The organism is Pedobacter steynii (genome assembly GCF_900103665.1).
GTDB classification, from domain to species: Bacteria; Bacteroidota; Bacteroidia; order Sphingobacteriales; family Sphingobacteriaceae; genus Pedobacter; species Pedobacter steynii.
In genome coordinates this window covers 215384-240137 of the sequence record NZ_FNGY01000002.1, presented here as the reverse complement: position 1 = coordinate 240137, position 24754 = coordinate 215384, and the positions used below count along the sequence as shown (strand labels likewise).

19 protein-coding genes are annotated in these 24754 nt (G+C 41.9%); 10 read left to right on the top strand and 9 right to left on the bottom strand.

Annotated features, from left to right (window positions below):
* Window positions 1–36 precede the first annotated feature (36 nt).
* From BLQ87_RS05360 to BLQ87_RS05325, 8 genes are all read left to right on the top strand, one after another.
* Window positions 37–615 carry an RNA polymerase sigma factor gene (locus BLQ87_RS05360; protein WP_074605124.1) on the top strand — a complete coding sequence of 193 codons (579 nt, stop codon included), beginning with the start codon at window positions 37–39 and terminating at the stop codon, window positions 613–615.
* Between the two features lie 94 nt (window positions 616–709).
* Window positions 710–3100 carry a hypothetical protein gene (locus BLQ87_RS05355; protein WP_074605123.1) on the top strand — a complete coding sequence of 797 codons (2391 nt, stop codon included), beginning with the start codon at window positions 710–712 and terminating at the stop codon, window positions 3098–3100.
* An 82-nt stretch (window positions 3101–3182) separates the two neighbouring features.
* A complete protein-coding gene (locus tag BLQ87_RS05350; protein ID WP_074605122.1) occupies window positions 3183–4328 on the top strand; it encodes a FecR family protein in 1146 nt (381 codons plus the stop codon).
* Between the two features lie 156 nt (window positions 4329–4484).
* On the top strand, window positions 4485–7805 hold the full coding sequence (locus tag BLQ87_RS05345; protein WP_083361696.1) for a TonB-dependent receptor: 3321 nt from the start codon (window positions 4485–4487) through the stop codon (window positions 7803–7805).
* A 28-nt stretch (window positions 7806–7833) separates the two neighbouring features.
* Entirely contained in the window at window positions 7834–9480 is a 1647-nt protein-coding gene (locus tag BLQ87_RS05340; protein WP_074605120.1) for a RagB/SusD family nutrient uptake outer membrane protein, read from the top strand.
* A gap of 52 nt (window positions 9481–9532) precedes the next feature.
* Window positions 9533–11188 (top strand): discoidin domain-containing protein, encoded by a 1656-nt coding sequence (locus BLQ87_RS05335; protein WP_074605119.1) that lies wholly within the window; start codon window positions 9533–9535, stop codon window positions 11186–11188.
* 80 nt (window positions 11189–11268) lie between these two features.
* Window positions 11269–12228 (top strand): MBL fold metallo-hydrolase, encoded by a 960-nt coding sequence (locus tag BLQ87_RS05330; protein WP_172664841.1) that lies wholly within the window; start codon window positions 11269–11271, stop codon window positions 12226–12228.
* A gap of 55 nt (window positions 12229–12283) precedes the next feature.
* Window positions 12284–15562: a TonB-dependent receptor gene (locus BLQ87_RS05325; RefSeq protein WP_074605118.1), complete on the top strand. Its 3279-nt coding sequence runs from the start codon at window positions 12284–12286 to the stop codon at window positions 15560–15562.
* An 83-nt stretch (window positions 15563–15645) separates the two neighbouring features.
* Here BLQ87_RS05325 and BLQ87_RS05320 read toward each other — a convergent pair whose 3' ends face one another.
* The 8 genes from BLQ87_RS05320 to BLQ87_RS05285 all read right to left on the bottom strand — a co-directional run bounded on the left by BLQ87_RS05320 (window position 15646) and on the right by BLQ87_RS05285 (window position 22537).
* Window positions 15646–16365: a hypothetical protein gene (locus BLQ87_RS05320; protein ID WP_074605117.1), complete on the bottom strand. Its 720-nt coding sequence runs from the start codon at window positions 16363–16365 to the stop codon at window positions 15646–15648.
* A 2-nt stretch (window positions 16366–16367) separates the two neighbouring features.
* Window positions 16368–17525: a DUF3095 domain-containing protein gene (locus BLQ87_RS05315; RefSeq protein WP_074605116.1), complete on the bottom strand. Its 1158-nt coding sequence runs from the start codon at window positions 17523–17525 to the stop codon at window positions 16368–16370.
* Window positions 17526–17618: 93 nt separating this feature from the next.
* Window positions 17619–18377, bottom strand: a complete 759-nt coding sequence (locus BLQ87_RS05310) for an SDR family oxidoreductase (protein ID WP_245723797.1) — start codon at window positions 18375–18377, stop codon at window positions 17619–17621.
* A 73-nt stretch (window positions 18378–18450) separates the two neighbouring features.
* Window positions 18451–18816, bottom strand: a complete 366-nt coding sequence (locus BLQ87_RS05305) for a helix-turn-helix domain-containing protein (RefSeq protein ID WP_074605114.1) — start codon at window positions 18814–18816, stop codon at window positions 18451–18453.
* A 2-nt stretch (window positions 18817–18818) separates the two neighbouring features.
* Window positions 18819–19784, bottom strand: a complete 966-nt coding sequence (locus BLQ87_RS05300) for an energy transducer TonB (RefSeq protein ID WP_172664842.1) — start codon at window positions 19782–19784, stop codon at window positions 18819–18821.
* Between the two features lie 33 nt (window positions 19785–19817).
* Window positions 19818–20459 carry a class I SAM-dependent methyltransferase gene (locus BLQ87_RS05295; RefSeq protein WP_074605112.1) on the bottom strand — a complete coding sequence of 214 codons (642 nt, stop codon included), beginning with the start codon at window positions 20457–20459 and terminating at the stop codon, window positions 19818–19820.
* Window positions 20456–21370, bottom strand: a complete 915-nt coding sequence (locus tag BLQ87_RS05290; protein WP_074605111.1) for a UbiA prenyltransferase family protein — start codon at window positions 21368–21370, stop codon at window positions 20456–20458. Before BLQ87_RS05290 ends, BLQ87_RS05295 begins: the two co-directional genes overlap by 4 nt.
* 75 nt (window positions 21371–21445) lie before the next feature.
* Window positions 21446–22537, bottom strand: coding sequence for a lipase family protein (locus tag BLQ87_RS05285; protein ID WP_074605110.1), 1092 nt, complete (start codon window positions 22535–22537; stop codon window positions 21446–21448).
* 140 nt (window positions 22538–22677) lie between these two features.
* Here BLQ87_RS05285 and BLQ87_RS05280 point away from each other — a divergent pair, with 140 nt between their 5' ends.
* Window positions 22678–23469, top strand: a complete 792-nt coding sequence (locus BLQ87_RS05280) for a M12 family metallopeptidase (RefSeq protein WP_074605109.1) — start codon at window positions 22678–22680, stop codon at window positions 23467–23469.
* Between the two features lie 88 nt (window positions 23470–23557).
* Here BLQ87_RS05280 and BLQ87_RS05275 read toward each other — a convergent pair whose 3' ends face one another.
* On the bottom strand, window positions 23558–24208 hold the full coding sequence (locus BLQ87_RS05275) for a murein L,D-transpeptidase catalytic domain-containing protein (RefSeq protein WP_218129446.1): 651 nt from the start codon (window positions 24206–24208) through the stop codon (window positions 23558–23560).
* Window positions 24209–24253: 45 nt separating this feature from the next.
* Between BLQ87_RS05275 and BLQ87_RS05270 the strand changes: the two genes are divergently transcribed.
* Complete coding sequence (locus tag BLQ87_RS05270) at window positions 24254–24733, top strand: DinB family protein (protein ID WP_074605108.1); 480 nt, start codon at window positions 24254–24256, stop codon at window positions 24731–24733.
* The last annotated feature ends 21 nt before the right edge of the window (window positions 24734–24754 follow it).

The following is a 24754-nucleotide window of genomic DNA, read 5'->3' as shown; positions in this document are numbered from 1 at the left end:
AATATTAGTCCTAAATTCGAAAAGGGGAAATTAATTATGGCCATTTATAGTCAACTGACAGATGCCGAATTATCAGGCTTACTGATGTCTGATGACCGCGCTGCTTTTACAGAAATTTATGACCGCTACAATAGCCTGCTCTACATTTATGCCTTCAAAAAACTAAAAGATAAAGAAGAGGCACAAGATGTTATCCAGGAAACTTTCATCAAACTCTGGAACAACAGGTCAGGCTTTCAACTCAGCACCAACCTTGCCGGATATCTTTATACTGTTGTTAGAAACCGGGCTTTCGATCTTTTTTCTCATAAAAAAATATCTACCGTTTACATCAATTCATTACAGCACTTCCTCGACCGTAACGAAACAGCAACAGATCACCTCATCAGGGAAAAAGAGTTGACGATTTTAATAGAAAAGGAAATTAATAACCTGCCCCCAAGAATGAAAGAGATCTTCGAAATGAGCAGGAAGGAATTTATGAGCCATAAAGAAATAGCCAGCAAGTTAGGTCTTTCCGAACACACCGTCACCACACAAATTAAAAGAGCATTGCGTATACTCAGGGTAAAACTCGGAATCATCGTCTACCTGATGTGGTACCTGAATAATTAATTTCAACTCTTGTACCCCTCCTCCCTTCCTTAACCGTCCTGTTAAAATAATCTGACAAACAAACCGGTTCCACTAAAACTACACTAACATTAGCATGAATAACCTTGCCCGTTTTTACCTGACACTTGTACTCAGCCTGTACATCTCCCTCAGCCTACACGCTCAGTCCCGTTTACAAAATGATTATTGGAAACTGGACTTTCAACAAGATGGAATGCTTCAAAATCTTCAAATCAAAAGAAATGAAAAATGGGAAAACATTCAGCTGCCTGAAAAAGAATATAAAGGCTTTAGATGGTATATATCCCAACAAAACAAGGAAGAGAACATCATCCTAAAACGTAGCTTAGAAAACACTTTTACAGGTAGTTATAAAGGCATTGATCTCAGTCTCTCCTATGTCTTACTTGAGAATAAATTGCAGATCAACGCAGTAGTAACCAATAATTCAGGAAAGGAATTCAGCCCGGAAAAATTAGGACTGAGAATGGGAATCAGTAATTATATGCAAAGCTACCCTCAATGGAACGATATATATTTCCCTACGCTGCTTCGGGCCGAGAAAACACATTTCTGGGGTTATATGATGAACCCCAATGGGAATATACTCGGCCTTGCTTCTCCGGACCCCATCGCATCCTGGAGTCTAAACTACAATTTTGGATATGGAAGCAAGGAAGTTTTCTTCTGGGGACATCGCATTTACAGCACAAACCTTGATCTGATCAATACTGGACCACTCCCACAGCGTCATCCTCAAAACAACAGTTCTTTAAAGCCCGGACAAACAAAAAAATGGTCGGTTTATCTGATGGATATCCCTGCTTTGGAAGATGTTGCCCAAACTTTAGCTAAAGTTTATAAAGCTCCCGCATTTGAGATCAGGCAGACTACCTTAGAAAAAGATAAACCCTTTGAGGTAAAAGTATACAATAGTGACCTCAGTCAGCTGAAGCTGACCTCCCCTTCCGGAGCAGTAAAAAATATCAGGACAAAAAACATCAAATCAGGAATTGCGGTCTACTCCTTCATCCCTGCAAATGAAACAGGTGTCTATACTTTGACCGCAAGCAATCAAAACCGAATCACGGAGGCTAAGATCACCGTCCGTGAACCATGGGGCTGGTATCTTCAAAGAGCAAGGGAAGCGGCATTAATTTACACTCAAAAGGCCAGTTGGAACTGTGAGAACTGGTATGGGTTTTATTCCGCTTACCTGGCTCAGGTTTATTACCCAAATGCGGAAAAATTAACACAAAGTAATGAACAATTTAGCAAGGTCATGAGCCTGATGTACGATACAGTAAATGCTGTACCTACAAAGATCAACAATGCAAGCCGCATTCAAAATACCAGTACGACCATCGGTATTCTTGCAGACAAATACAGGGCCTTGAAAAACATCAGCGATTTACATCTGGCGGCTAAACTTGCTGACCATGTCATCATTCCTGCACAGGGCAAGGATGGCGCTTACCGCAATGGTCATACCCACTATACCAGCGTAATTTATATCGCGAAAAGCATGCTAGAGCTTGCAGAAATAGAAAAAGAACTGGGAAAGAAGGATACGCTTTGGTACAACCGTTACCAGAAGCACTATCAGTCTGCTAAAAAGGCTGTAGATCAGTTGATGTTTGGTATGTCTGCTATTGAAACAGAAGGTGAAGGTACGTTTGAAGATGGGATGATTTCCTGTACCGCTTTACAAATTGCCGCTTTTGCCCTTTTGCAAGATAACATACAAGAGAGAAACCGTTATACAAAGATGGCTGAAGACTTCATTAATTCTCACAGAAGTTTGACCCAGCTCATCGTTCCCGATAGCAGAATGCGCAATGGAACACTCAGATTTTGGGAAGCCCAATATGATGTGATGCTGGGTAAAAACATATTGAGCTCCCCCCATGGCTGGTCGGCCTGGAGAGCATATGCAACTCACTATCTCTACCTGTTAACGGGTAAAGAAGATTACCTCATTCAAACCATGAATGCAATGGGCTCCTGCGTGCAAACCATTGACTCTAAAACGGGGAAACTTCGATGGGCATTTGTAATTGACCCATACGTAAACACTGTCCAGTCGACTGAGAATTTCCCTGGTACAAGTGCAGATAAATACAATAACAATCAGTTTAAAGCAGAAGAAGGAAAGACAAAACCAGTCATTATTGGCGAGCAATATGTGGATATGGTTTCAGACTGGTTTCATGCAAACACGAGCGACAATGATGTTCATGAAATTTTCAAATGTATGGAAGAGGTTGCGCTTGGTAAAGCCTATATCCTGGAAAGAAAAGATGGCACATTGCTGACCTACAATTGCAGCGTTATCAAAAAGGGAAATCAGTTGATTTTAAGCTCCAATGATGACCGCCTGTTTAAAGCCCACTTCAATCTGAAAAAAAAGTACAGGGTAAATATTCCTGCCTGGAAGCAGGAAACATCAATTCCTGCCGGAATGAACTGGTTTAACAAAAGATGATAAAATTTATTTTTCACCGTTGTACCCCCTGGCGCTGTGTGATCCGTCATGGTTATAATCTGGATTAAAATACACCCTCGCCATGACTAAAAGAAACGCTCAGGAATTACTGGAGAGATATCGTGCAGGAAATTGCAGCGAAGAAGAAAAGACAGTATTACGAAATTGGTTTCATCATATGAATGAAGATGAGGCTACAGAATTAACCGATGAAGTACTTTTATCAGGACAAGAGAAGATGTGGGACTTCATTTCAGAAAAGACGAAACAGCCTGTCAGATTGTGGCCCCGAATAGCTGTTGCGGCTATGATCCTGACCACATTATCTGTGGCTGTTTATTTCTATAATGAATACCGTTCCACACAAAGTGAGCAAACTTTCGCGGCAAATCAAATCCTGCCCGGTGGGAATAAAGCCGTTCTTACGCTGGGCGATGGCAGAAAAATCACACTTGACGATGCCGCAAATGGAGAACTCCTTTTACAATCCGGAATAAAAATTTCAAAAACAGCAGATGGACAACTGGTATATACCATCTTAAAAGAAGAAACTGAGGTTAGCCCAGGGCAATCAGCAAGCTTTAATACGATCGAAACACCAAGAGGAGGCCAATATCAAGTCAACTTGTCTGACGGAACAACAGTATGGCTAAACTCCGCTTCCTCCTTAAAATACCAGACGGTATTCAGTGGAAATGAACGAAAAGTAGAGTTAAGAGGAGAAGGCTATTTTGAGGTCGCTCATCAGAGCGGTAAACCTTTTATCGTAAAAACAAACCATCAACAGATTGCGGTTTTAGGAACTCATTTTAATGTCAACGCTTATGAGGACGAACAAGCTGTTAAAACGACTTTACTCGAGGGAAGCGTAAGGGTGGAAAGAAGCGTTGTTTCAGCTGGCAAAAAAACCGGATTCATCTATTTAAAACCCGGTCAGCAGTCTGTACTCACAGAAAGGGCTATTGACATTCAGGAAGTAGATACAAAATCAGTGATAGATTGGAAAGACGGCCGTTTTATATTTAAAGAAGAAGACATCAAAAGTGTCATGCGAAAACTAGCCAGATGGTATGACTTCGAGGTCGTCTATCAGGGCAATCTGGAAGGTCTCCACTTTGGCGGTAAAGTATCCCGGTCAAAATCATTAAAAGATGCGCTAAAAGTATTAACACTTACCGGTGATGTTCATTTCAAAGTAGAAGGAAGGAGGATAACCGTTATGCCATAACCTTCAATTAAGGGTAAAACGGAAAAGACCGGAAGTGCTGCAAACACTCCCGGAAAAAGTCTGGTTTATTCTGCCCAATGACAATTATTGCTACAATTATCAACCAAACACGGGTGTCTGATCAAAAGGGCATCGAAACCTAAACCATTCAAATGTATGAAATTTTACGATTCTAATTCGTACAGGTATTCCTGTATGAGGAATAAGATTGTTCTGACCATGAAGCTAACCACCTTCCTAATTTTTGCACTCTTTTTCCAGGTAAGTGCCGATACGCTTGCACAAAAGAATGTAACCATTACCGAGAAAAATGCCCCTCTCGAGAAAATTCTGGAAAAAATCAGTGAACAAAGCGGCTTCGACATTATTTACAATACCAGCAAGCTAAAAAAAACGAAGGCTGTAACCATACAGGTAAAAGATATGGCACTCGCTGCTGCCCTGGATCTTTGTTTCCTGGCCCAACCCATTGATTATTCTATCGAAGCAGCCACCATCATTATCAGGGATAGAAAGACACCGTCTTCAAAAGATCTGGAAGTCATAAAAGCAGAGGATATCAAAGGAAAAGTAATTGACGAAAGTGGTATCGGCCTTCCTGGTGCTACCATTAAAATCAAGGGAACAAACACGACCACAGTAACCAATTCAAGCGGATATTTCCTGCTTAAAAATGTAGCAGCCGGTGCCATCCTCCAGATCTCTTTTATCAGCTATGTAACTCAGGAAATTGTCGCCAATCCCAAATCAGAAATGCTGATCCAGCTACTTGCAGAAAGTGGAAGTTTAAATGAAGTAGTCATTTCCGGATTTGGACAAACACAGAAGAAGATCAGCGTAACTTCTTCCATTTCTACGATACAAACTAAGGAATTAAAACAAAGTCCGGTGTCGAATTTAAGTAATGCACTGGCGGGAAGACTCCCTGGTTTGACGACTGTCCAATCTTCCGGAATTCCAGGATCAGATGGTTCTGCCATTTACATTCGCGGGATCAGTACTTATGGAGGAAGCAGAAGCCCACTGATAGTTATCGACGGTTTGCCCCGGGGAGATGCAAACTTCGGAGATATTGATGTAAACGAAGTAGCCTCCATCAGCATCTTAAAAGATGCGGCTTCCACTTCTCTATACGGGATCCAGGGTGCCAATGGCGTCATTCTGGTGACCACTAAACGTGGCGCCATTCAGAAGACCGACATTCAGTTTAATGCTCAATATGGCTTACAAAGTCCACAACGATTACCTGAACGATTTAGCAGTTATCAAAAAGCAATGCTGGATAATCAGGGTTCAAAGAATGATAAAACAAACCCCATTTGGACCGATCAGGAAATTGAACTGTTCAGAAATCAATCTGATCCATACACCTACCCTGATGTAGATTGGTACAAAACTATTTTCGAACCCTATACCCCTCAACAGCAATACAATGCTAATATGAATGGTGGAAATGATAATGTCAGGTATTTTGTTTCCCTGGGTTATCTGAGCCAGGGAACCTTGTTTAAAGGTGCTAATAAAAATATTTATGAGGTCAAACAAAAGTATGACAGGTATAATTTCAGATCCAATATTGATATAAAAGCTACGGAAATGATGAATCTCCGTCTGGATCTCGGCTCAAGAATTGAACAAAGAACAGGTCCGGGGGCAGAGTATGGAGGGGTCTTCAGCTGGGTAAACCTGATGCAGAATTACACCACACCTATATTTAACCCAAATGGAACCTATGCTGCCGGACGTATCAGCGCTCCCGACGTCAGGAACCCATTAGGTGCAATTAAAGAAAGTGGTTATTTTGACAATTTCTGGCATAGCACGAACGGAACTATTGAAATTAACCATCGTCTGGACATTCTGACAAAAGGTCTTAGTGCCAAAGCACTCTATACATTTGAAAATTATGGAGCGATCAACTACAAGCAAACCCAGAACTTCGACGCATTCAGATATCGCAAAGATCCCCTGACCGGCATAGAAACCTATACTCCTTTTTCTCAGAAAACATCACTTACAAAAACAAGTTCAGTTTCGGGGAATAGATACTATTATTACAATATTCAATTACAGTATGACCGGACCTTTAATAAACACGGACTTTCTGCACTCGCATTGTTTAACCGAAATTATACTTCTGTTGCTTCAGACCTTCCTAAAGCGTACGAAGGATTTGTCGGTCACTTCGCTTACAATTACGATACCCGATATTTTGCAGAGTTTAATATGGGTTATAACGGATCCGAAAACTTCCCTAAAGGCAAAAGATATGGATTCTTCCCTGCAGTATCAGCGGGCTGGGTGATCTCATCCGAAAGCTGGTACAGCTCAAAAACAATGAATTATTTAAAACTTCGGGGGTCTTTTGGTTATGTAGGTAATGACAATATAGGCGGTTCGAGGTGGTTATTTATTTCTGATTATTCTCGTGGTGACGGCTTTAATTTTGGCACTTCTCCACAAAGCTATGGAGGCTATAATGTAAACCGCACAGGAAACCCAAATGTCACCTGGGAACGTGCACAAAAAACCAATATTGGTTTGGAAACAGGCTTCTTCAATAACAAACTGAAATTTGAAGTCGATGTATTCAGGGAAAACAGAACGAACATACTCACTACTCCTCAAACCATTCCTTCCTACCTGGGCATTAGCGGTCTTGCCGCAATTAATGTAGGAAAGGTAATGAATCAGGGTTTTGAAACCTCCATAAATTTCAATACCAGTATTAAAAAGATAAACGTCTTCGGATATGTAAACTGGACTTACAATAAAAACAAAATACTGGCAAGAGATGAACCTAACCTGGCCTACCAATATCAGGCACTGACCGGATTGCCTGTAGGTTATCAATTGGGCTATATCTCAGACGGCTTGTTTAACAATCAGGCTGAAATTGATGCGGCACCAAAGCAAAGTTTTGCTGGAAGTGTAATTCCCGGCGACATCCGCTATCGGGACATGAACAATGATAATGTCATCAATGAAAATGACCGGGTAGCGATACAAACCAATAATTTCCCAAACAATGTATTCGGTGCCTCTCTTGGATTCGGATGGAAAGGCTTTGATATCAGCGTCCTGATCCAGGGTGCCCTAAGTGGGAAAACCAATATTCCTTACCTCGGACCAAAACGTTTATCAGAGGTCTGGACTCCGGAAACAGCAGGAACTGCTACCTATCCATCAGTGCATTATAGTCTTGCAGGCGGTCAAAATAATGCGCAGTTGAGTACCTTCTTTATTTATAGTTCCAACTATGTGAAACTTAAAAATCTGGAGCTTGGATATACGTTGCCTAAATCTGTATTACAAAGGTTAAAAATCAACTCCTTAAGATTTTTTGCTAACGGGCTTAATCTGGCTACCTGGGATAAGCTCCCTTATAAAGATTATGATCCTGAACAGACCGCTAATGGAACAGCACTTTATCCTACTATGAAAGTATATAACCTTGGTTTATCCATGAACTTTTAGTCCACATAAATCAACAAATTCTTAAGACATGAAAAAATATCTTTACATCTCCTATATTTTTCTGATACTGGCAATCTTAGTATCCTGTAAAAAGAGCTTCCTGGATAGGGTACCAAGTGATTATATCAACGAAAGTGAAGTTTTTGGAAATATCAATAATGCAGAAGGTTTCGTAAACACCCTATATGGGGCAATTCCATCCTGGAATTACTCAGCTGGTAATTCTTACATCACTGGTGCAATGACTGATGAAGCCAGACAGCGCTGGGCCAATGGTGCGATACTATTTAATACCGGAGCCTGGAATCCGAGTAACTTTTCCCCACTTGGTGATGACTGGACGAATGCTTATATAAAAATCCGTGCCTGCAATATTTTTCTAGCCAACTTCGACAATATACCAGAAGATCCTGATGACCCGAACCGTAAAAGCAGGATGAAAGGAGAAGCACTGATGTTACGGGGTTTTTACCATTTTGTATTATTCAGAGGCTGGGGGAAAATCCCATTGATGGACAAACCTTTATCTCCTGCAACTGATGGAGATGCCGTATTCCTAAAACGAAGCCCGCTTAATGAAGTCCTCGACTTCATCGTTAAAGACCTCAATGCTGCAATGGTATTACTACCCGTTAAACATGAAAATACCGGACTCTGGGGACGTGCAACCAAAACCATTTGTCAGGCGATAAAATCCAGATTATACCTTTACTATGCGAGTCCGCTTTTTAATCCCGCCAATGAACAATCGCGCTGGCAAAAAGCAACGGAAATGGCAAAAGAAGCACTTGATGCAGCAAAGAACAATGGTTATTTACTGGAACCTAAATTTGCTGACGCCTTTCTTAAATACGCGAACACAGAATCTATCTGGGGTAGAAATATAGGAACAGGTGCCGGAGGAGGTATAGATCAGGTGATGCAGCCACTAGGGTATAGCGGATGGTCAAACTGTGGTCCGATTCAGGATTTTGTAGATGATTTCGAGATGAAAAATGGATTACCAATTACAGATCCTGCTTCAAATTGGGATTCAAAACACCCCTACAAGGGCAGAGATCCAAGGTTTTACACTACTGTATTGTATCCTGGCGCAAGATGGAAAAACAGAACACTCAATATTTACACCAATGATAAGGACAATGCCAATGAGCCAGGTACCAATTACTGGTGGAGAAAATATATGACTGAAGGTTTAAATCTTTCCAACGGCACGGGTGGAGTGAACAAGTCTTTTGCCATCTTCAGAACCGCAGAACTATTGCTGAACTATGCAGAAGCCAGGAATGAGCTGAACGGAGCCGATCAGGACGTCTATACCGCGATCAATGAAATCCGCAAACGTGCAGGGATGCCCGACCTCACAACGGGTTTAAACAAAGAATCCATGAGAGCAGCCATCCGGCATGAGAGACGCATAGAGATGGCTTTTGAAGGAATACGGTTTTGGGATGTAAGAAGATGGAAAATCGCAGAAATCGTAGACAACAGGCCTGTATTTGGAGTGAATTACACGCTATCTTCTACAAATCCGACAGATACCACCTTCACATATTTTGAGGCACAAAAAAGAGTTTTCAATCCGGCTAAGCATTACCTTCTACCCATTCCACAAGCGGAAATAGATAAACTCAGAGGTAAAAATCCGGATTTCCAACAAACCGAAGGCTGGTAATCAGAACGAAATTAATGGCTTAGAACTTCATCAAAACCTAAATAAAATCTCTATGAAAATTTCAAAAACATTGTTTTTGCTGGGCATGCTATGCACTGCACTTACTGCCTGTAAGAAATCGGATGTTCCGGCTACAGGAGCAGAAGTACCAAGCCCTGTGGCTACACTGCCAACAGGAACTTCAGGTCCCTCTCCCGGCACCTTTAGTTCAGATAAAACGTACAACTTAAATGTAATTTATTTTATTCCTGCTGATGTAGCTCCGGTTGCCAATTATCAAAAACGCATTAGCGAACTCTTACTATGGGGGCAAAACTGGTATAAAGAGCAAATGGCATTAAATGGCTATCCAAACAAAACATTTGGCCTGTATACGGATGCCCAAAAGAAAAATGTCAGACTAATTATCATACAGGGAACCAAAAGTAAATCTGAATATAAATATGAAGGAGGTTCTGGAAACATTGTCACAGAAGTCAATGCTTTCTTCAGTGCAAATCCAACACTCAAAACCGGGGAGCATAACCTGATCATCGTTCCTGCTTATTTCATGAAGACCGATGGAACGCCAGGTGGTGGAGCTTTTGGTCCGCCATTTTATGGAATCGGAAAGACCTGCTTTGCCCTTGACTACGAAGAAATGGATGTCAAGCATGTGGGAGCTTCAGGAATACTTGGAGATGCATTCAGTGTTTGGTTTGGTGGTTTAATGCATGAATTAGGGCATGGGCTTAACCTGCCACACAATTGTCAGAAAGTTTCAGAAAATAACGATCCTTTAAAAGGGATGGCCTTAATGTGGGGTGGCAACGGCACATTAGGTAAATCGCCAACCTTCTTAACCGCTGCCGATGCAGCCGTACTAAATGTAAATCAAGTCTTCAACACAGGTCCCAAAATTTATTACAGTGCAGTAAATTCATCCATTACAAGAATTCATGCAGACTACGTTTCCGCCAAAGGAGCAATCGTGGTTTCCGGAAGGTTCAACACTAATGGTCATGTAAACAGTGTACTTTATTACAATGATCCAAATGTCAACAATGAAGGAACAGGTACAAATAAAGATTATAATGCGACCACCTGGGAGTCTAAATCAATTGGAACGGATAGTTTTTATGTAGAAATGCCCATTTCAGAACTGAAATACAAAACAGATGGAATGGTTTACGAACTAAAAGTTAAGCTTGTAAATGACAATGGAAATGTAACGGAAACCATTTACCCATATGTATTTAATGCCGGGATTCCTGTGATTGATTTCGGACAAAAGGCCAGTCAATACAACAGCAGCAACTGGTCGATCCTCAGTTTTAGTTCCAATCAGACCAGTGGTGATGATGGCAAAGCATCAAATATCATCGATGGAAATTTTAGTAGCTCCTGGATATCCAGGTGGAGCTCCCCGGTTGCCCTGCATCCACACTATGTAGCTGTTGACATGAAAATACCACTTCAAATCACCGGTTTTACCATTGCAATGGAATCCCGCTACGAAACAAAAAGCAAGAATATTGAATTGCTTACCAGCAACGACGGGACGAATTGGTCAACTGCGGGTAATTATGTACTGAAACAGATTTTTGGACCTCAACATATTTATTTGCCCGCTGCAAGGACTGCCAGGTATGTTAAACTCGTTGTCAATTCTGCATGGAATGGAACCTCTGCAGCGAATATTGCAGAGATCGCCGCCTTTAACGAATAACGCGCTCAATTAGGTTAAGGTTAAACAGGTATGCTGGTCACATACCTGTTTTTAGTATCTTTGGGCCATTGGCCCCGATTATGATTAAAAAAACTCTTATCATTTTGTTCCTGCTCTTTACCGGGCTAACCTCCTTCTCACAACAGACAAATACTTCCTTTAAAATCGTGCCTCTTGGTGTTAAAGGTGGCGATGATGAAAGCAATCTTTCGGCCTACCTCCTTGCCCCGCTTCAGAGCGACAACTATATCGCCCTTGATGCCGGAACCATTCATGCAGGCATTCAAAAAGCAATTCAACGTGGCATCTTTAAAGGTTCCACTCAGGATGTCCTGAAAAAGCAGGTGAAAGGCTACCTGATCTCCCATGCGCATCTGGATCACCTGGCCGGCCTGATCATCAATTCTCCTGCTGATAGTTCTAAAAACATCTATTCGATGCCAAAAGTGTTAAACATCATCAGGGATAAATACTTTACCTGGGATGCCTGGGCAAACTTTGCCAACGAAGGAGAAAAACCTCAGTTGAAAAAATACACCTATACCCCACTCGAAGAAGACAAGCCCCAGGTTTTGGAAGGAACAGAGATGACCGTTCAGGCCTATACTTTAAGTCATGGCAATCCCTATCAAAGTACCGCTTTCCTCGTTAGGGCCAATGACAGCTATGTTTTATATCTGGGAGATACCGGGGCAGATGAGATCGAAAAGTCCGACCGGTTAAAGAAGTTATGGCAAAAAGTAGCACCGCTGGTAAATTCAGGCCAATTAAAAGCGATATTCTTAGAGGTATCCTTTCCTAATGAGCAACCCGAAAATCAACTCTTTGGGCACCTTACCCCAAAACTCTTTTTTAAAGAACTTCAGGAATTAAAACAACTAACTGAGACCGCAGCTTTCAGAAAACTTTCCTTTATCATCACCCATCGAAAGCCGCCAATTTATAAAGAAAAAAGAATCAAAAAACAACTAAAGGAAGGAAATGACTTAAATTTAAAGTTAATTTTTCCACAACAAGGCCGGATGTTAATAATAAATTAACATCAAACCACCATAAAGACTGCTTTCAAGAAGTAATTTTGCAGAAAAAAACTTCATGAAAAAACATCTATTCCTTTTTTTATTTACGACTATTCTCATCCTGAGCGGACAATTGGTCAGGGCACAGAATGAGACAACCGCTTCCATCAATGGTTTGGTTGCAGATGCAGGAGGCCCGATTGCCGGCGCGTCTGTGATTGCAGTTCATGAGCCATCAGGTACGAGGTATGCTACATCAACCAGATCAGACGGTAGATACAACCTTCCGGCAATGCGAATTGGCGGGCCTTACTCGGTCACCGTTTCTTTTGTGGGTTATAAAAGCAATACCGACCGCATAGAGAAACTGGCCCTGAGTCAGAATGCAACCTTAAATGTGAAGCTAAGCGAAGATGCCAATAACCTGTCGGAAGTGACAGTTACGGCTACCCAAAGCAAAGTCTTTAATTCTGGCAGAACAGGTGCGGCACAAAACATTTCAAGAACGGCGATCCAGAACTTACCTACCTTAAACAGGAGTTTTACAGATTTCGTAAAGCTTACTCCTCAGTTCTCAGTTCAGTTTGGAAGTCCGAGTTTTGCCGGAAGAAGCAATGTCGGTAATAATTTCACGGTGGATGGAGCCTTGTTTAACAATGCTTTTGGTTTACAGGGAACGATTGGCAGCCAAACCGGCTCTCAGCCGATTAACATGGATGCTTTTGAAGAGATCAATGTCAATATAGCGCCTTACGACATCCGTCAAAGCGGATTTACAGGAGCAGCAATTAATGCGGTAACGAAAAGTGGAACCAACGAATTTCAGGGAACACTAAACAGTTACTTCAGAAACCAGGACCTCGTTAGTGATTATAACTATGCCGGCCTGAAAGCACCGGTAACGAATTTCAACCTGAAAGGATATGGATTGACCTTAGGCGGTCCGATCATCAAAAACAAATTGTTCTTCTTCTTAAGCGGAGAACTGGAAAGACGTACCGATCCGGGAACCGGTTTTGTTGCTTCCCGTGATGGCAGCACAGGACCAAATGTTTCTCAGGTAAAAGCAGAGAATCTGGATGCATTGAGTACCTATCTGCAAGGATTGGGTTACAATCCAGGTCCGTATCAAAACTATGCCCTCAATACGAGAAGTGATAAATTATCAGCAAAAGTAGATTACAACATTGACGATAAAAACACTTTAAGTTTAAAATACTTCTATTTCAGGTCTTACAAAGACATCCTGCCAAGCAACAGTGGAGCGCCGGCAAACAACCGTCAGCCATCCAGACAAGGACTTCCATTCCAGTCGGCAGGTTACGGAATCAACAACAATATGGACAACCTGAACCTGGAATTCAGAACCCGGATCAGCAACACCGTCTCCAATCAATTGACGGTTGGATTCAACAACATGAACGATTTCAGGGAGTCTAAAGGTGGTAAACCATTCCCATTGGTAGACATTATGAATTCTGATGGAACTTCCTCTACCGCTTTCGGTTATGAGCCTTTCACGGCCTTCAACACCCTGAAAACAAAAGTTTATCAGGTAACGGACAACTTGAACATCTATGCAGGCCGTCATGAAATCACCCTTGGTTTTAACTATGAAGGCTATAGAACATTAAACGGTTTTGCCCCGAATTATTATGGCGCCTATTCTTTCAAAAGCCTGGATGATTTTTATGCCAGTGCCAAAACCGGCGTTTCTAATGCCGCCAATTATAGCATTCAGTACTCTGTAATGCCTGATGGTTCCTTTCCTTATGCAAAAACACAATCCAATATCTACGGTTTATACATACAGGATGCCTTTACCATCAGCGATCAGTTTAAGTTAACCGCAGGATTACGTGCCGACTTAACCGACATCTCTTCTTCTTCGACGCTAAGGAACGAGAATGTAGAGAACCTGAGCTTTGTGAACGGAGAGAAAATTGATGTCAGCAGATACCCAAAAGCCTCGATATTATGGTCGCCAAGACTTGGTTTTAACTGGAATGTAAATAATGAAGGTAAAACACAGGTTCGTGGTGGAACCGGACTATTCACCGGCCGCCCGCCATTGGTATGGATCTCTAACCAATCGAGCAATAATGGGGTTCAGTTTGGATCAGAGTCTATCGCAAACCCAACAAACCGTCCCTTTACCCCGGATGTTGATGCTTATAGAAATGTAAACAAATCTACTGCATCGAGCAATACCGCCTACAACCTTGCGGTAACCGCACCTAATTTCAAGTTTATGCAGGTATGGCGTTCCAACCTGGCGATAGACCAGAAACTTCCCGGAGGAGTCAATGGAACAATTGAAGCTTTATATTCAAAAGACATCAACTCCGTTTACTTCAGAAATGTGAACCTGAATACCAACGACGCTACGCCATTGGTTGGCGCAGACAACCGTCCGATATACAAAAGCTCCAGAATCTATGGTCCCGGTACGCCAACACCTGCAAAACCAAATATTTCTGACGCGATTGTGATGACAAATACCAACAAAGGTTACAGTTTGTCGTTAACAGGAACGCTCTCAAAAGAATTTAAAGGAGGCTTTTTCGCCACTGCAGGTTATACCTATACCGATTCCCGTTCTGTAAATGACGGAGGAACGATTGCGCAATCTATGTGGAGAGACAGACAGGTTTCAGGAGATCCAAACTCGGATGCCATGTCTTACTCTACTTATATGGTTAAAAGCCGTTTTATTGCCTCAATGGTCTACAGAAAAGAATACATCAATCACCTTGGAACAACGATCTCCATGTTCTATCAATTACAGGATGGATTCAGATATTCTTACACTTATGGTGGTGACCTTAACAATGACGGCTTAAAAGGCAATGACCTGATTTATGTGCCAAGGAACAAGTCGGAGATCGTTTTGGTACCGGAAATCACTGATAAAACCACAGATTTACGCACACCTGATCAAATCTGGTCGCAGCTGGACAGCTACATCAGCCAGGACAATTACCTGAACAAAAGAAGGGGTACTTACGCGCAAAGAAATGGTCTTGTAGGTAATATGGTGGGTACATTGGACCTGCGTATTGCACAGGATTTATTTACTACGGTCAGCAACAAAAAACATTCTTTACAAATCACGTTTGATGTGTTCAATTTTGGAAACCTGATCAACAAAACATGGGGAGTGCCTAAATTTGCTAACAGGGCGAATGGCGTATTGAACTATAAAGGAATAGATCCGGCAACAGGCAAACCAACGTTCTCTTTCCCTTACATGGATGCAACGAATGCTTCACCAATGGTGAATTCGTTCTCCAACAGTATTGATGAAACTGCCAGATGGAGAATGCAGTTCGGTATAAAATACCGCTTTAACTAATAGAAGACGCAGGAAATAGAAAAGGTGATGTTGGCGTAATATCCGGCATCACCTTTTTTTGTTTATCCCCCTGATCATCCCGGTTAAACTGTGTTCTTCTCCGGCAACAAGAGCTGCCTGATCGAGCTCAGCTGAGCAAACAATACAAGTGGAACAATGAAAGTTGGTAACCAATGAAAAGGGAAATAAAGAATGGCAATATTAGGTTGATCAAAAGCCAGTTTTTGGAAGGGGGATGGAGCAGATAAAAGGGCATGAACTACGATATTGATCAAAAGTCCAAGACAGACAAAGTTCCAGATCAATATAAAACCGCGGCTTAATTTCCTTTTTCTGAATCCAAACCAGGCAATCAAAGGAGCTGTAATTCCCGAAAAGACATCAAAATTTCTTCCTTCAAAGGTCATCAGTTCAGGTACCAGCTGCTGAATAAACAGCCAAAATAAAACAAGCTCAACGGGCATCCTCAGTGCATGGATCCAGATCAACCGGTCCAATGGCAAACTATCCATAAATGACCGTCCTTTTGCAGTTAAAAACAACAATAAGATCAATAGCATTGCCGGGGCAATGCCAAATAAAATGATCTTTGGTGGCATCGCATCAGGATCTGAATGGTATACATTCCTGAGGGCCAATATGGCTTGAAAGCCCAACCAAAGGATCAGCCCAAAGCAGATTACATTTGCTTTGTTCCTGACCTTCTCTGCGCCGGAACCTTTGATAGTCCAGTATAAAAGTAAAAGTCCGGCTATAGTTGTCAACACAAATAGAACAGGTATATAAACAGGTAAATTTTCCATCTTTAGATCTTATGAATGAGTTTTGCTTTCAGCTGACGTGCGGCCTGGGTATAACCTCCCTCCGCTCCGTCTACAAAATGAATGTGCCCGTCTTTCAGGTCCCGGACATAACAGGACATCACCGAATCTCCGCTAACATGCACACCGTATAAAACCTCTCCGGCCTGCTCCAGTTCATCCAAAGCCTTCAGCAATTGAAAACGTTGGGTTTGGTTACCGGAAATCACTGTATTTATTCTTCCGTCCATGACCAATGTATCTGACATTTCTACCAGGCGGTTCAGGTAATTCTTCCCGCTTTCCGTTTGAAAATAAATATAGCCATACAGATTGATCAGCCAGCTCTTCAGCAATTCAAAAAAACGGATTTTTCCAATCCTGGCACGCATCTCTACACTGAGCCGGTCAAAGCTTGATTTCAGCTTAAGCTTAGCTACAGAAATGGGTTGTCTTTTTTGCGGAGGCCCATAAATCTCGTCAATATGTCGGATCACTTTACTAAAGATCAATGCCGGGGAAACAAGGCCGACAGCCATAATCAGCAGGGTTACAATTTCCTGGCCGTGCTCCGGCGGATCAATTTTATCCCAGCGGCATTGCATGCCACTGAGGTCCAGCTCTGCTGCAGGCGCCAGTTCGGATGTAAAAAGATAGTCTTCTGCTTTGATCAATTGCTCTGCGAAGCTTAAACCTTTCCCCAATATAACAGGAATAGAAAAGGCATCAGAAAGGCTGAATTTGCTGATGTTCAGTTCATGACCTTCCTCATAAATTTCCTGCACCGGCACAACGCCGACACGCAGTTCAAGATTAAAATTCTCTGAGGTATTGAGCTGATACAACAACAAACCTTGCATGGCTTGATCTACGATAGATGGAGGAACGATAAATGTAGCCCCATCTCCTCCAAAGAAGAATGGAACAGTGATCCCTGCCCTGAAAGCTAAATTCAAAACCGTCACAATACTTCCTGTAGCGATCAGATTTACGGTCTCATGAAGACCAGACTGCACCGCCTGGGTTGATCCTTTAATGTCCGTAATGATCACATGCCAGTTGGCCGGAACGGGATGAAACAGGGAAGCTTTTACTAAAAGATCAGCAAGTGCCATCCGATTGGCAGGCAAGTCATGATAAAACTGATCGGTAGGTTGAGGCATCCATAAAAATAACCATCATCTTTGTAATTACGGTATTTATTTAAGGAAGATTTAGCGCAGGAGGCCGAATGATATCACCTCCTGCGCTAAATGCTATCTCGTGGTATAACCACCATTTGCAAAAATGGTCTGTCCGGTGATCCACCAGCCATCTGTCACTAAAAACTCCACCAATGGTGCGATGTCTTTGATATTTGTTAAACCACCCAAAGCAGAAGCAGATTTATGATAAGCCACTGCCTCCGGAGATTCCTGTCCATAGAAGAATGGCGTATCCATAGGTCCGGGAGCAACAGCCGTAACTGAAATCCCCCGCTCTCCGAATTCTTTGGAAGCCGCACGGGTAAAATGCTCTACCGGTGCTTTCGCCCCCGCATAGGTGGAATATAAACCAGTATAGGCAGCGAGTAATGAAGTCACAATGGTACAAATTCTCCCATGGTCGTTTATTTTCTTTCCCGCTTCCTGAAGGAAGAAATAAGCAGATTTAGAATTTACACCAAACATGGTGTCATATTCGGCTTCGGTAGTCTCCGCAAAGGGCTTTTTAAGCACCATACCTACCGTATTTATCGCGATATCAATACCGCCAAACCTTGCAATCGCCGCATCAAAAAGTTGGGTTACATTGGCAGGAATCGTCAGATCACCTTGTATAATGATTGCTTCGGCACCAAGGGCCTGTATCTCCGAAAGTGTTTTTTCGGCATCCGCTTTAGTGCTGTCGCTATTATAATGGACGACCACCTTCGCTCCTTTTTTAGCAAAATCAAGGCTCAGTAAGCCACCCAGGTTTTTAGCACCTCCGGCAATCAGTACCACTTTTTCTTTTAAATCTTTTCCAGACATCATGTTTTTTTTAAGTTAAGACTGATGTAAAGGTCTGGAGAAGAAAGTGCTACATTATGGTGAACTTTTCGGTTTTTTAGGAAAGCTGTTTTTTTCTGAATTGCCCTGGCGTCTCTCCGGCGTACTTTTTAAAAAACTTGGAGAAATTAGAAGGATCATAAGTTAAGCGTCTGGCGATCTCCGCTACAGGCAGGCTCGTATCTTTAAGTAAATCCTGCGCAACAGACAAGATTTTGAAATCGTAAAAATGACAGGGATGATTGCCGCTGCTCTGCTGAATCACGGCGATCAGGTGCTGATGAGAAACGCAAAGTTCCCTGGAGATTTCGCTTAATTCCAGCATTTCCGTGACTTCACCGGCAACCAGTTCGGACAAGTGTTTGTCCAAAAAGGCAAAATAGGCAGTCGTCAGTTCTTCTACCCTGGCGGATGGCTTCTTCATCTCTAATTATTCAATGAAAATCTCACCGGAAGGTTACAAAGCATATCTTCAGCAATTCCTCTGTAGCACCCTGGTTTCCATGCAGTAAATAACCGAACTACCCTTAACGCTTCTGCTGCCAGATCCGGATGAAGCGGCCTCACTACTGAAATATTACTGATTTTCCCAGTCTTAAGCACCGTAAATTTAAGGATCACAGTTCCCTCTATTCCTTCATCCTGGCATTTTGCTGGATACCTGATGTGAGTTCCCAGAAATCTGGAAAGCGCGCCATGACCACCAATAAATTCAGGATTGTCGACCAACTTTGTATACGCATAAGTCTGTCCCTTTTCATCTGTGCTTTTTCCTGACAGGAGCTTCCCTTTATCATAGCTTTCAGCATAGCTGGATTTTTGTTTAAGATTCTTACCTGTCCAGATTCCCTCATACAAGCCTTCCTTCACATTCCCCTGGTCTGTAATCTGCTTAAAATCCTCATCATAAATGAGATATTTACCTTTGCCATTCACCACGAGGTTCTTTCCTTTTGGGTCTTTGACCGTCTTTATATAAGTCGACTCCTGTGCTGGCGTCCCTTCCCTGCTATAGATCTTAGTCGAATAAAGCTTGCCGTCCGGATAGTAAGTATTCAGTTCACCATTCAACTCATCGTTCACATAATTCCCGGTCTGTTGTTTATTCCCATTCTTATACCAGGTTACATAAGCGCCTTCATAAACCATACGCTTAGTCATTATCGCCTGTGCAGTACGCTTCTTATTTCCATTCAGATAAAAATCGTTGATCTGATAAACACTACTCCCCTTAGCAGGTTCGTCCACCGTACGTGTATAATCAGCACTATCTTTATCCTTCACATAAACACCGTTATTTTTAAGAAAATAGGTCTTCTGAGTTTCGGTTTGTGCAGTAGTATGGAGGCCTGCAAACAGCAGGAATAAAAAAGAAAGATGAAGTTGTTTCATGAATTTAGACAGCATTTATTAATTCCTGCTAATTTAAGCCAATTTATTCTCTTTATGATAAATTAAGGCACTAATGAAACCTCCATAGTATAACCTGCTTTCGATCACCCCATAATTCGCCGTTTTAAAATAAGGTTCCATATCAATCAGCTCCGATGCCTCTACAATCCTGATGAGCTTAAAAAAGACGTACATCACATGAAGGAATACAGATTTCCACCATTTCCCGCGCTCCCCGTTCAAGCTAAAATCTACAAAAAGCCAATGTCCCTTTTCTTTAAGCAAGTCATCCAGCTTTTCAAAAATCATCCAGGCCCTTCGTTCAGAAAAGTTATCAAACAAAAAGGGAGTGGAAATCACATCAAAACTTAAAGAGGAAGAGAAATCTTCTATGCCCATGTTCACAAATTCAACAGTATTCGCTCCTATATTTCTGGCTTTAGAAAGCGCCATCATCTTTGCTGAAATTTCTACATAGACAATATGTAAGCCGGCAGGATGAACTTTTGCCAGTTCTTCCAGAATCCAGCCCGTTCCACCACCAACAATTAACACGGTGCTATTTTCAGGGATATACTTCAGTTGGTTAATCTGAGCATTGACCTGGGATTTAAAAAATACCATGCGACTTAATCGGTCGTAATAATCTGCTATTTTATCGTAGTTATTGATCATAAGACCATGAATTGCATGGCAATGATGCCACAAATAGCTTTAAACAAAATCAATCCGTCAATCACCATCAGATAGTATAGGATGTTTTTTCTCCGGCGCATAGAATAGGCAATATAGATGGTCAGGATGAAAGGCAGAATATTCAGTGCCGTTGGGATTGGACCAAAGCCTTTATAACTTGCAAAGATGAACAGAGAGATCATGCCAATTACCAGCAATGGAATCAGGATATAAAATATGGTTCGCCTTAAACCAAAACTGACGACAAATGTTTTCAGGTGTTTATTGGCATCAGTAGGATAATCCTTGATATCGAATAAAATCGCGTTCACCGTGCAGAACATCCAGTTCTTGATGAACAGCCAGGTCCATAACAACGGATCATGATAACCGACACCGGTTTCTATTTTGAGCATAATCAACGGCAGAACATTGGCGCAGCAGGCCCATACAAAGCCAATCACAAAAGCCTTTAACCAGCCTGTATTCCGTAAATCAAAGTTCAGAAAAGACCTGGGTAGCAGCCGGTAATACAGTCCGCCTGCCAGGATAATCACTATAATAGCGATCCAATAATTAAAGGGCAGGTCCAAAATATTGTTATAGTTGACATAGAGCAGCCGCAAAGCCAAAGCCATACATAAACTAAAAAGAATTCCCTGACTCCAGCTGATAAAAAAACGATGTTTAGCATACCACTGACTGCGGGGATTATTTGAAGCAGGCTGAGCCGAAATCTTATGATAAGCGTAGGTATAATAAATAGTGGGCGCTAAAAACAACAGCAAATAATAATTCCCGGAATTGTAGGGCAGCCGGAGCTGCTGAGTCGCTTCTACCGTAAGCGCAACCGCAAGCAATCCTACGAAATAATTACCGAAGAAAACGAACCTGACGATTTTGTTGCCCATTAACAATTTAAGATCAAAGCGATGTGATGGCCAATTTCGGATATAAAATGAATATTCTTACTATAAACTATCGGTTTATTCTTGTTCAAGCAGATAAAGATAGGGCGGAAAAGAATGATGAATCATGATGTCTTTACCCTCATTTGGAAATTTCTGAGCATAAGCTGAATCAGGATACAAAACAATTGAGGTTCCCGTCCGTACATAGTTACTGCTATTGTAATAAGCAGGAGCTTTATAATCCGGCAGATAGGTTTTTATTCTCTTCGCCATCTCCTCTCCCAATAGCTTCTGATAACGTTTTACGACTTTGCGCGAGGGGTTCCGTACCTTGTTATACATCATATTGAGGAATATCCGCTTAAAAAAGGATTGCTTTTTAATGAGCCCTTCGATCAATGGTACCGGACTTACTTCTGGCAGATCATCCAGCATTTGTACGGAAAAGGGAGTCTGAGGCACCCAGTCTGCCGCATTGATTACATTGTAGGCCCAGCCATTTTGCGTCGCCGCTTCATAGCTGTAAGCGAAATACAGGTTTCCTGGTTTAGGCGCTGCACTACAATAGGTCTTAAAACGAATGTCCTTAGGTAAACGCCCCTGCTTTTGCAAGTGATACAAATGAGCAGTTAACAAATAGCTGATTGCCCCGCCCTGACTATGTCCCATGATGATAAAATCCCGGATTCCGGATTGGTAACAGGAATCTATTTTAGGCAGCATATCCTCCGCAATAAATGCGGTACTGATCAGGAAACCGGCATGAACTGCAGCCTTAGGATCGGCGGACAACTCATACTTGAAAGTATGTTGGTCGTTAATTTTGAGTTCTCCTTTTGCCGGAACCATTGCCGCATACAGGTTTGCCAGCCAGCTTTCGCTCTTTGCGGTAGAACCTCTTATCCCCAAAACGGCAGTCGAACGGTCTTTAATCCATAATTCCCAGGCATTATCCAGTCCAATGGATTTACTCTGATAGGCCAGTTTGGAATGCTCAGGTTTAGGAATCAGCTTAGCCTTCTCCGGAAATTCAAATGATACCGCCGACAAGTAAATCAATTCTCTGTATTCGGCTTTATCGAATCCAGGCTTTAGCTGTTGCGCCCTTCCGGGGAAACTATAGCACAATAGAAAAAGCGGGATGCAGGTTAATTTCAGAAATTTCATAGAAAAAAGCGTCTAAAGGATGAAGGCTTAATAGTATCAAAAATTTTATACTGTTGACAAAAAAAAATCACCATCATCACAATGTATCAAAAAAATTACCATACCTTGGGATTAGTATCTACCGAGAAACTAACCAATTTATGAAAATTACAAAAAACCTATTGTTCATCGCAGTTACGCTTTTAATCATGGCAGGCTGTAAAAAAAACACTGAAAATTCATCCCAGGAAGAAACACCTGTATCAAAATCAGCATCCACTGCCCCGTTCTCTTGTGAAATGAAGGTCGATTCACCTGATGGTAAAACACCCGGTACAGAGTCGAACGGACCGGCCAATAAAATATGGCCAAATGGAAGTACCATCAAAGTTAGGTTTAGCGGAGGAAGTGCTTATGTAAGATCTAAAGTTCAGCAGTATGCGAAAAGCTGGGAAACTTATGCCAACCTTACCTTTCAGTTTGTAGCAGACAATGCCGCAGCAGATATTAAGGTTGCTTTTGATGCAGGAGGATCCTGGTCTTACATTGGAATAGACACCAAAAACAAAACCGTTTCTATGAACTATGGCTGGTTCAATGACAATACCAGCGAAACAGAATTCAGAAGGACAGTAACCCATGAATTTGGTCATGCTTTAGGCTTGAACCACGAACAATCGCATCCTGATGCCAATATTCCATGGAATACTCAAGCCGTTTACAACTACTATATGGGTGCACCAAATTATTGGACAAAAGCACAGGTAGACTATAATGTGCTTGCTGTTTCTTCGAGAACCGGATTGTACTATTCCGCTTATGATAAAGCTTCCATCATGCACTACCCTGTTCAGGCACAATTTACAACGAATAATGTAACCATTGCAGCCAACAACACTACTATTTCAGCAAACGACGCATTATACATGACCAGTATTTATCCTGGCAGATAATCGTTAAACGCGCGCGCTCATAACTCATCCTAAAAATTCATTCGGGCAGATACTGAACCTTCGGAAGCAAAGCTTCTGAAGGTTTTTTTTATCCATTATAAATCCAGAGCAACACAGGTTTATTCTTTTTCCTCAACAGCTGGTCTACCTTCCGCATCACCTCATCTGCCAGGACGGGACATCCTGCGCTTTGCCCAAATAAAGTGTTTGGATAAATCTCATGGTTCTGGACGGGTGAATAGGAATGCAGTACGATGATTCTCGAATAAGCATTGTCATTGGTCTTTTCTAAGCCATGCATCTTATAGTTGATGTGGATTCCCCAATTGCTATAACCGCGTTTCCCAATCCTGTATTTCCCCAGCGCAGTGCAATTGCTGCCAATGGTGTTGCTGAACACAGGTTTATTCGCGGTACTTCCTCCGCCTACACCATGTGCGCAAAGACCGGTGATCAGTACTTCCTTTTTCTTAAAATCCCATACAAATATTCGGTTTTTACCGGAATGTATCCGCATGTCTACCAGAATACACATGGAGGCATCCATATTCTTCTTTTTGACAAAAGCCTCCGCTTCTGCTATCGGCAACTTTGTACTAAAGCCGGACTCTTGCGCGGAAACAGAAAAACAGAACAGGAAACAAAAGCAGGTCAGGAGAAATATTTTACGCGTCATAGGTATACAGGAAACACCTATAACGGCTATACCTGTTTTTAATTGTAAATCCTTGGTCATCATTAGTTAATTGGTTTTTCTTCCTGTTTATAAGTGATAAATTTAGTCATGAAACAATTATTCTCCTCCCTGTCTGATCAATCGAAACAAATAGAAAATGTGCTGTTGTTATTTAAACCGGAACAATTAACCTGGACACCTGAATCATGGGATGGCATTCCCGGAGAAAGGTTTTCTGCAATTGAGCAGATCTGCCACATCAGAGATATAGAAACAGATGGATATCACCATAGGATTCAGGCCATCCTGAAAGAAGATAATCCTACTTTAGGGTCAGTAGAAGGATACGAACTGGCCATAGAAAGGAATTATAAAGGAGCGGATTTAAAGGGAACGATTATAGCCTTTCAGGAAGCAAGGAAAAAGACGATCGCAATGATCGGGGAAATTGAAGATCAGCAATGGGACAGACCTGCCTATTTTGAAGGGTATGGCAACATTACACTTCGATCCTTACTTCATTTCCTCTGCAGTCATGATTTGGAACACCTGGCCTCCTTACGCTGGCTTCTTGGAAAAATGGGTTGATAAAAAAGACCCGTACCATTC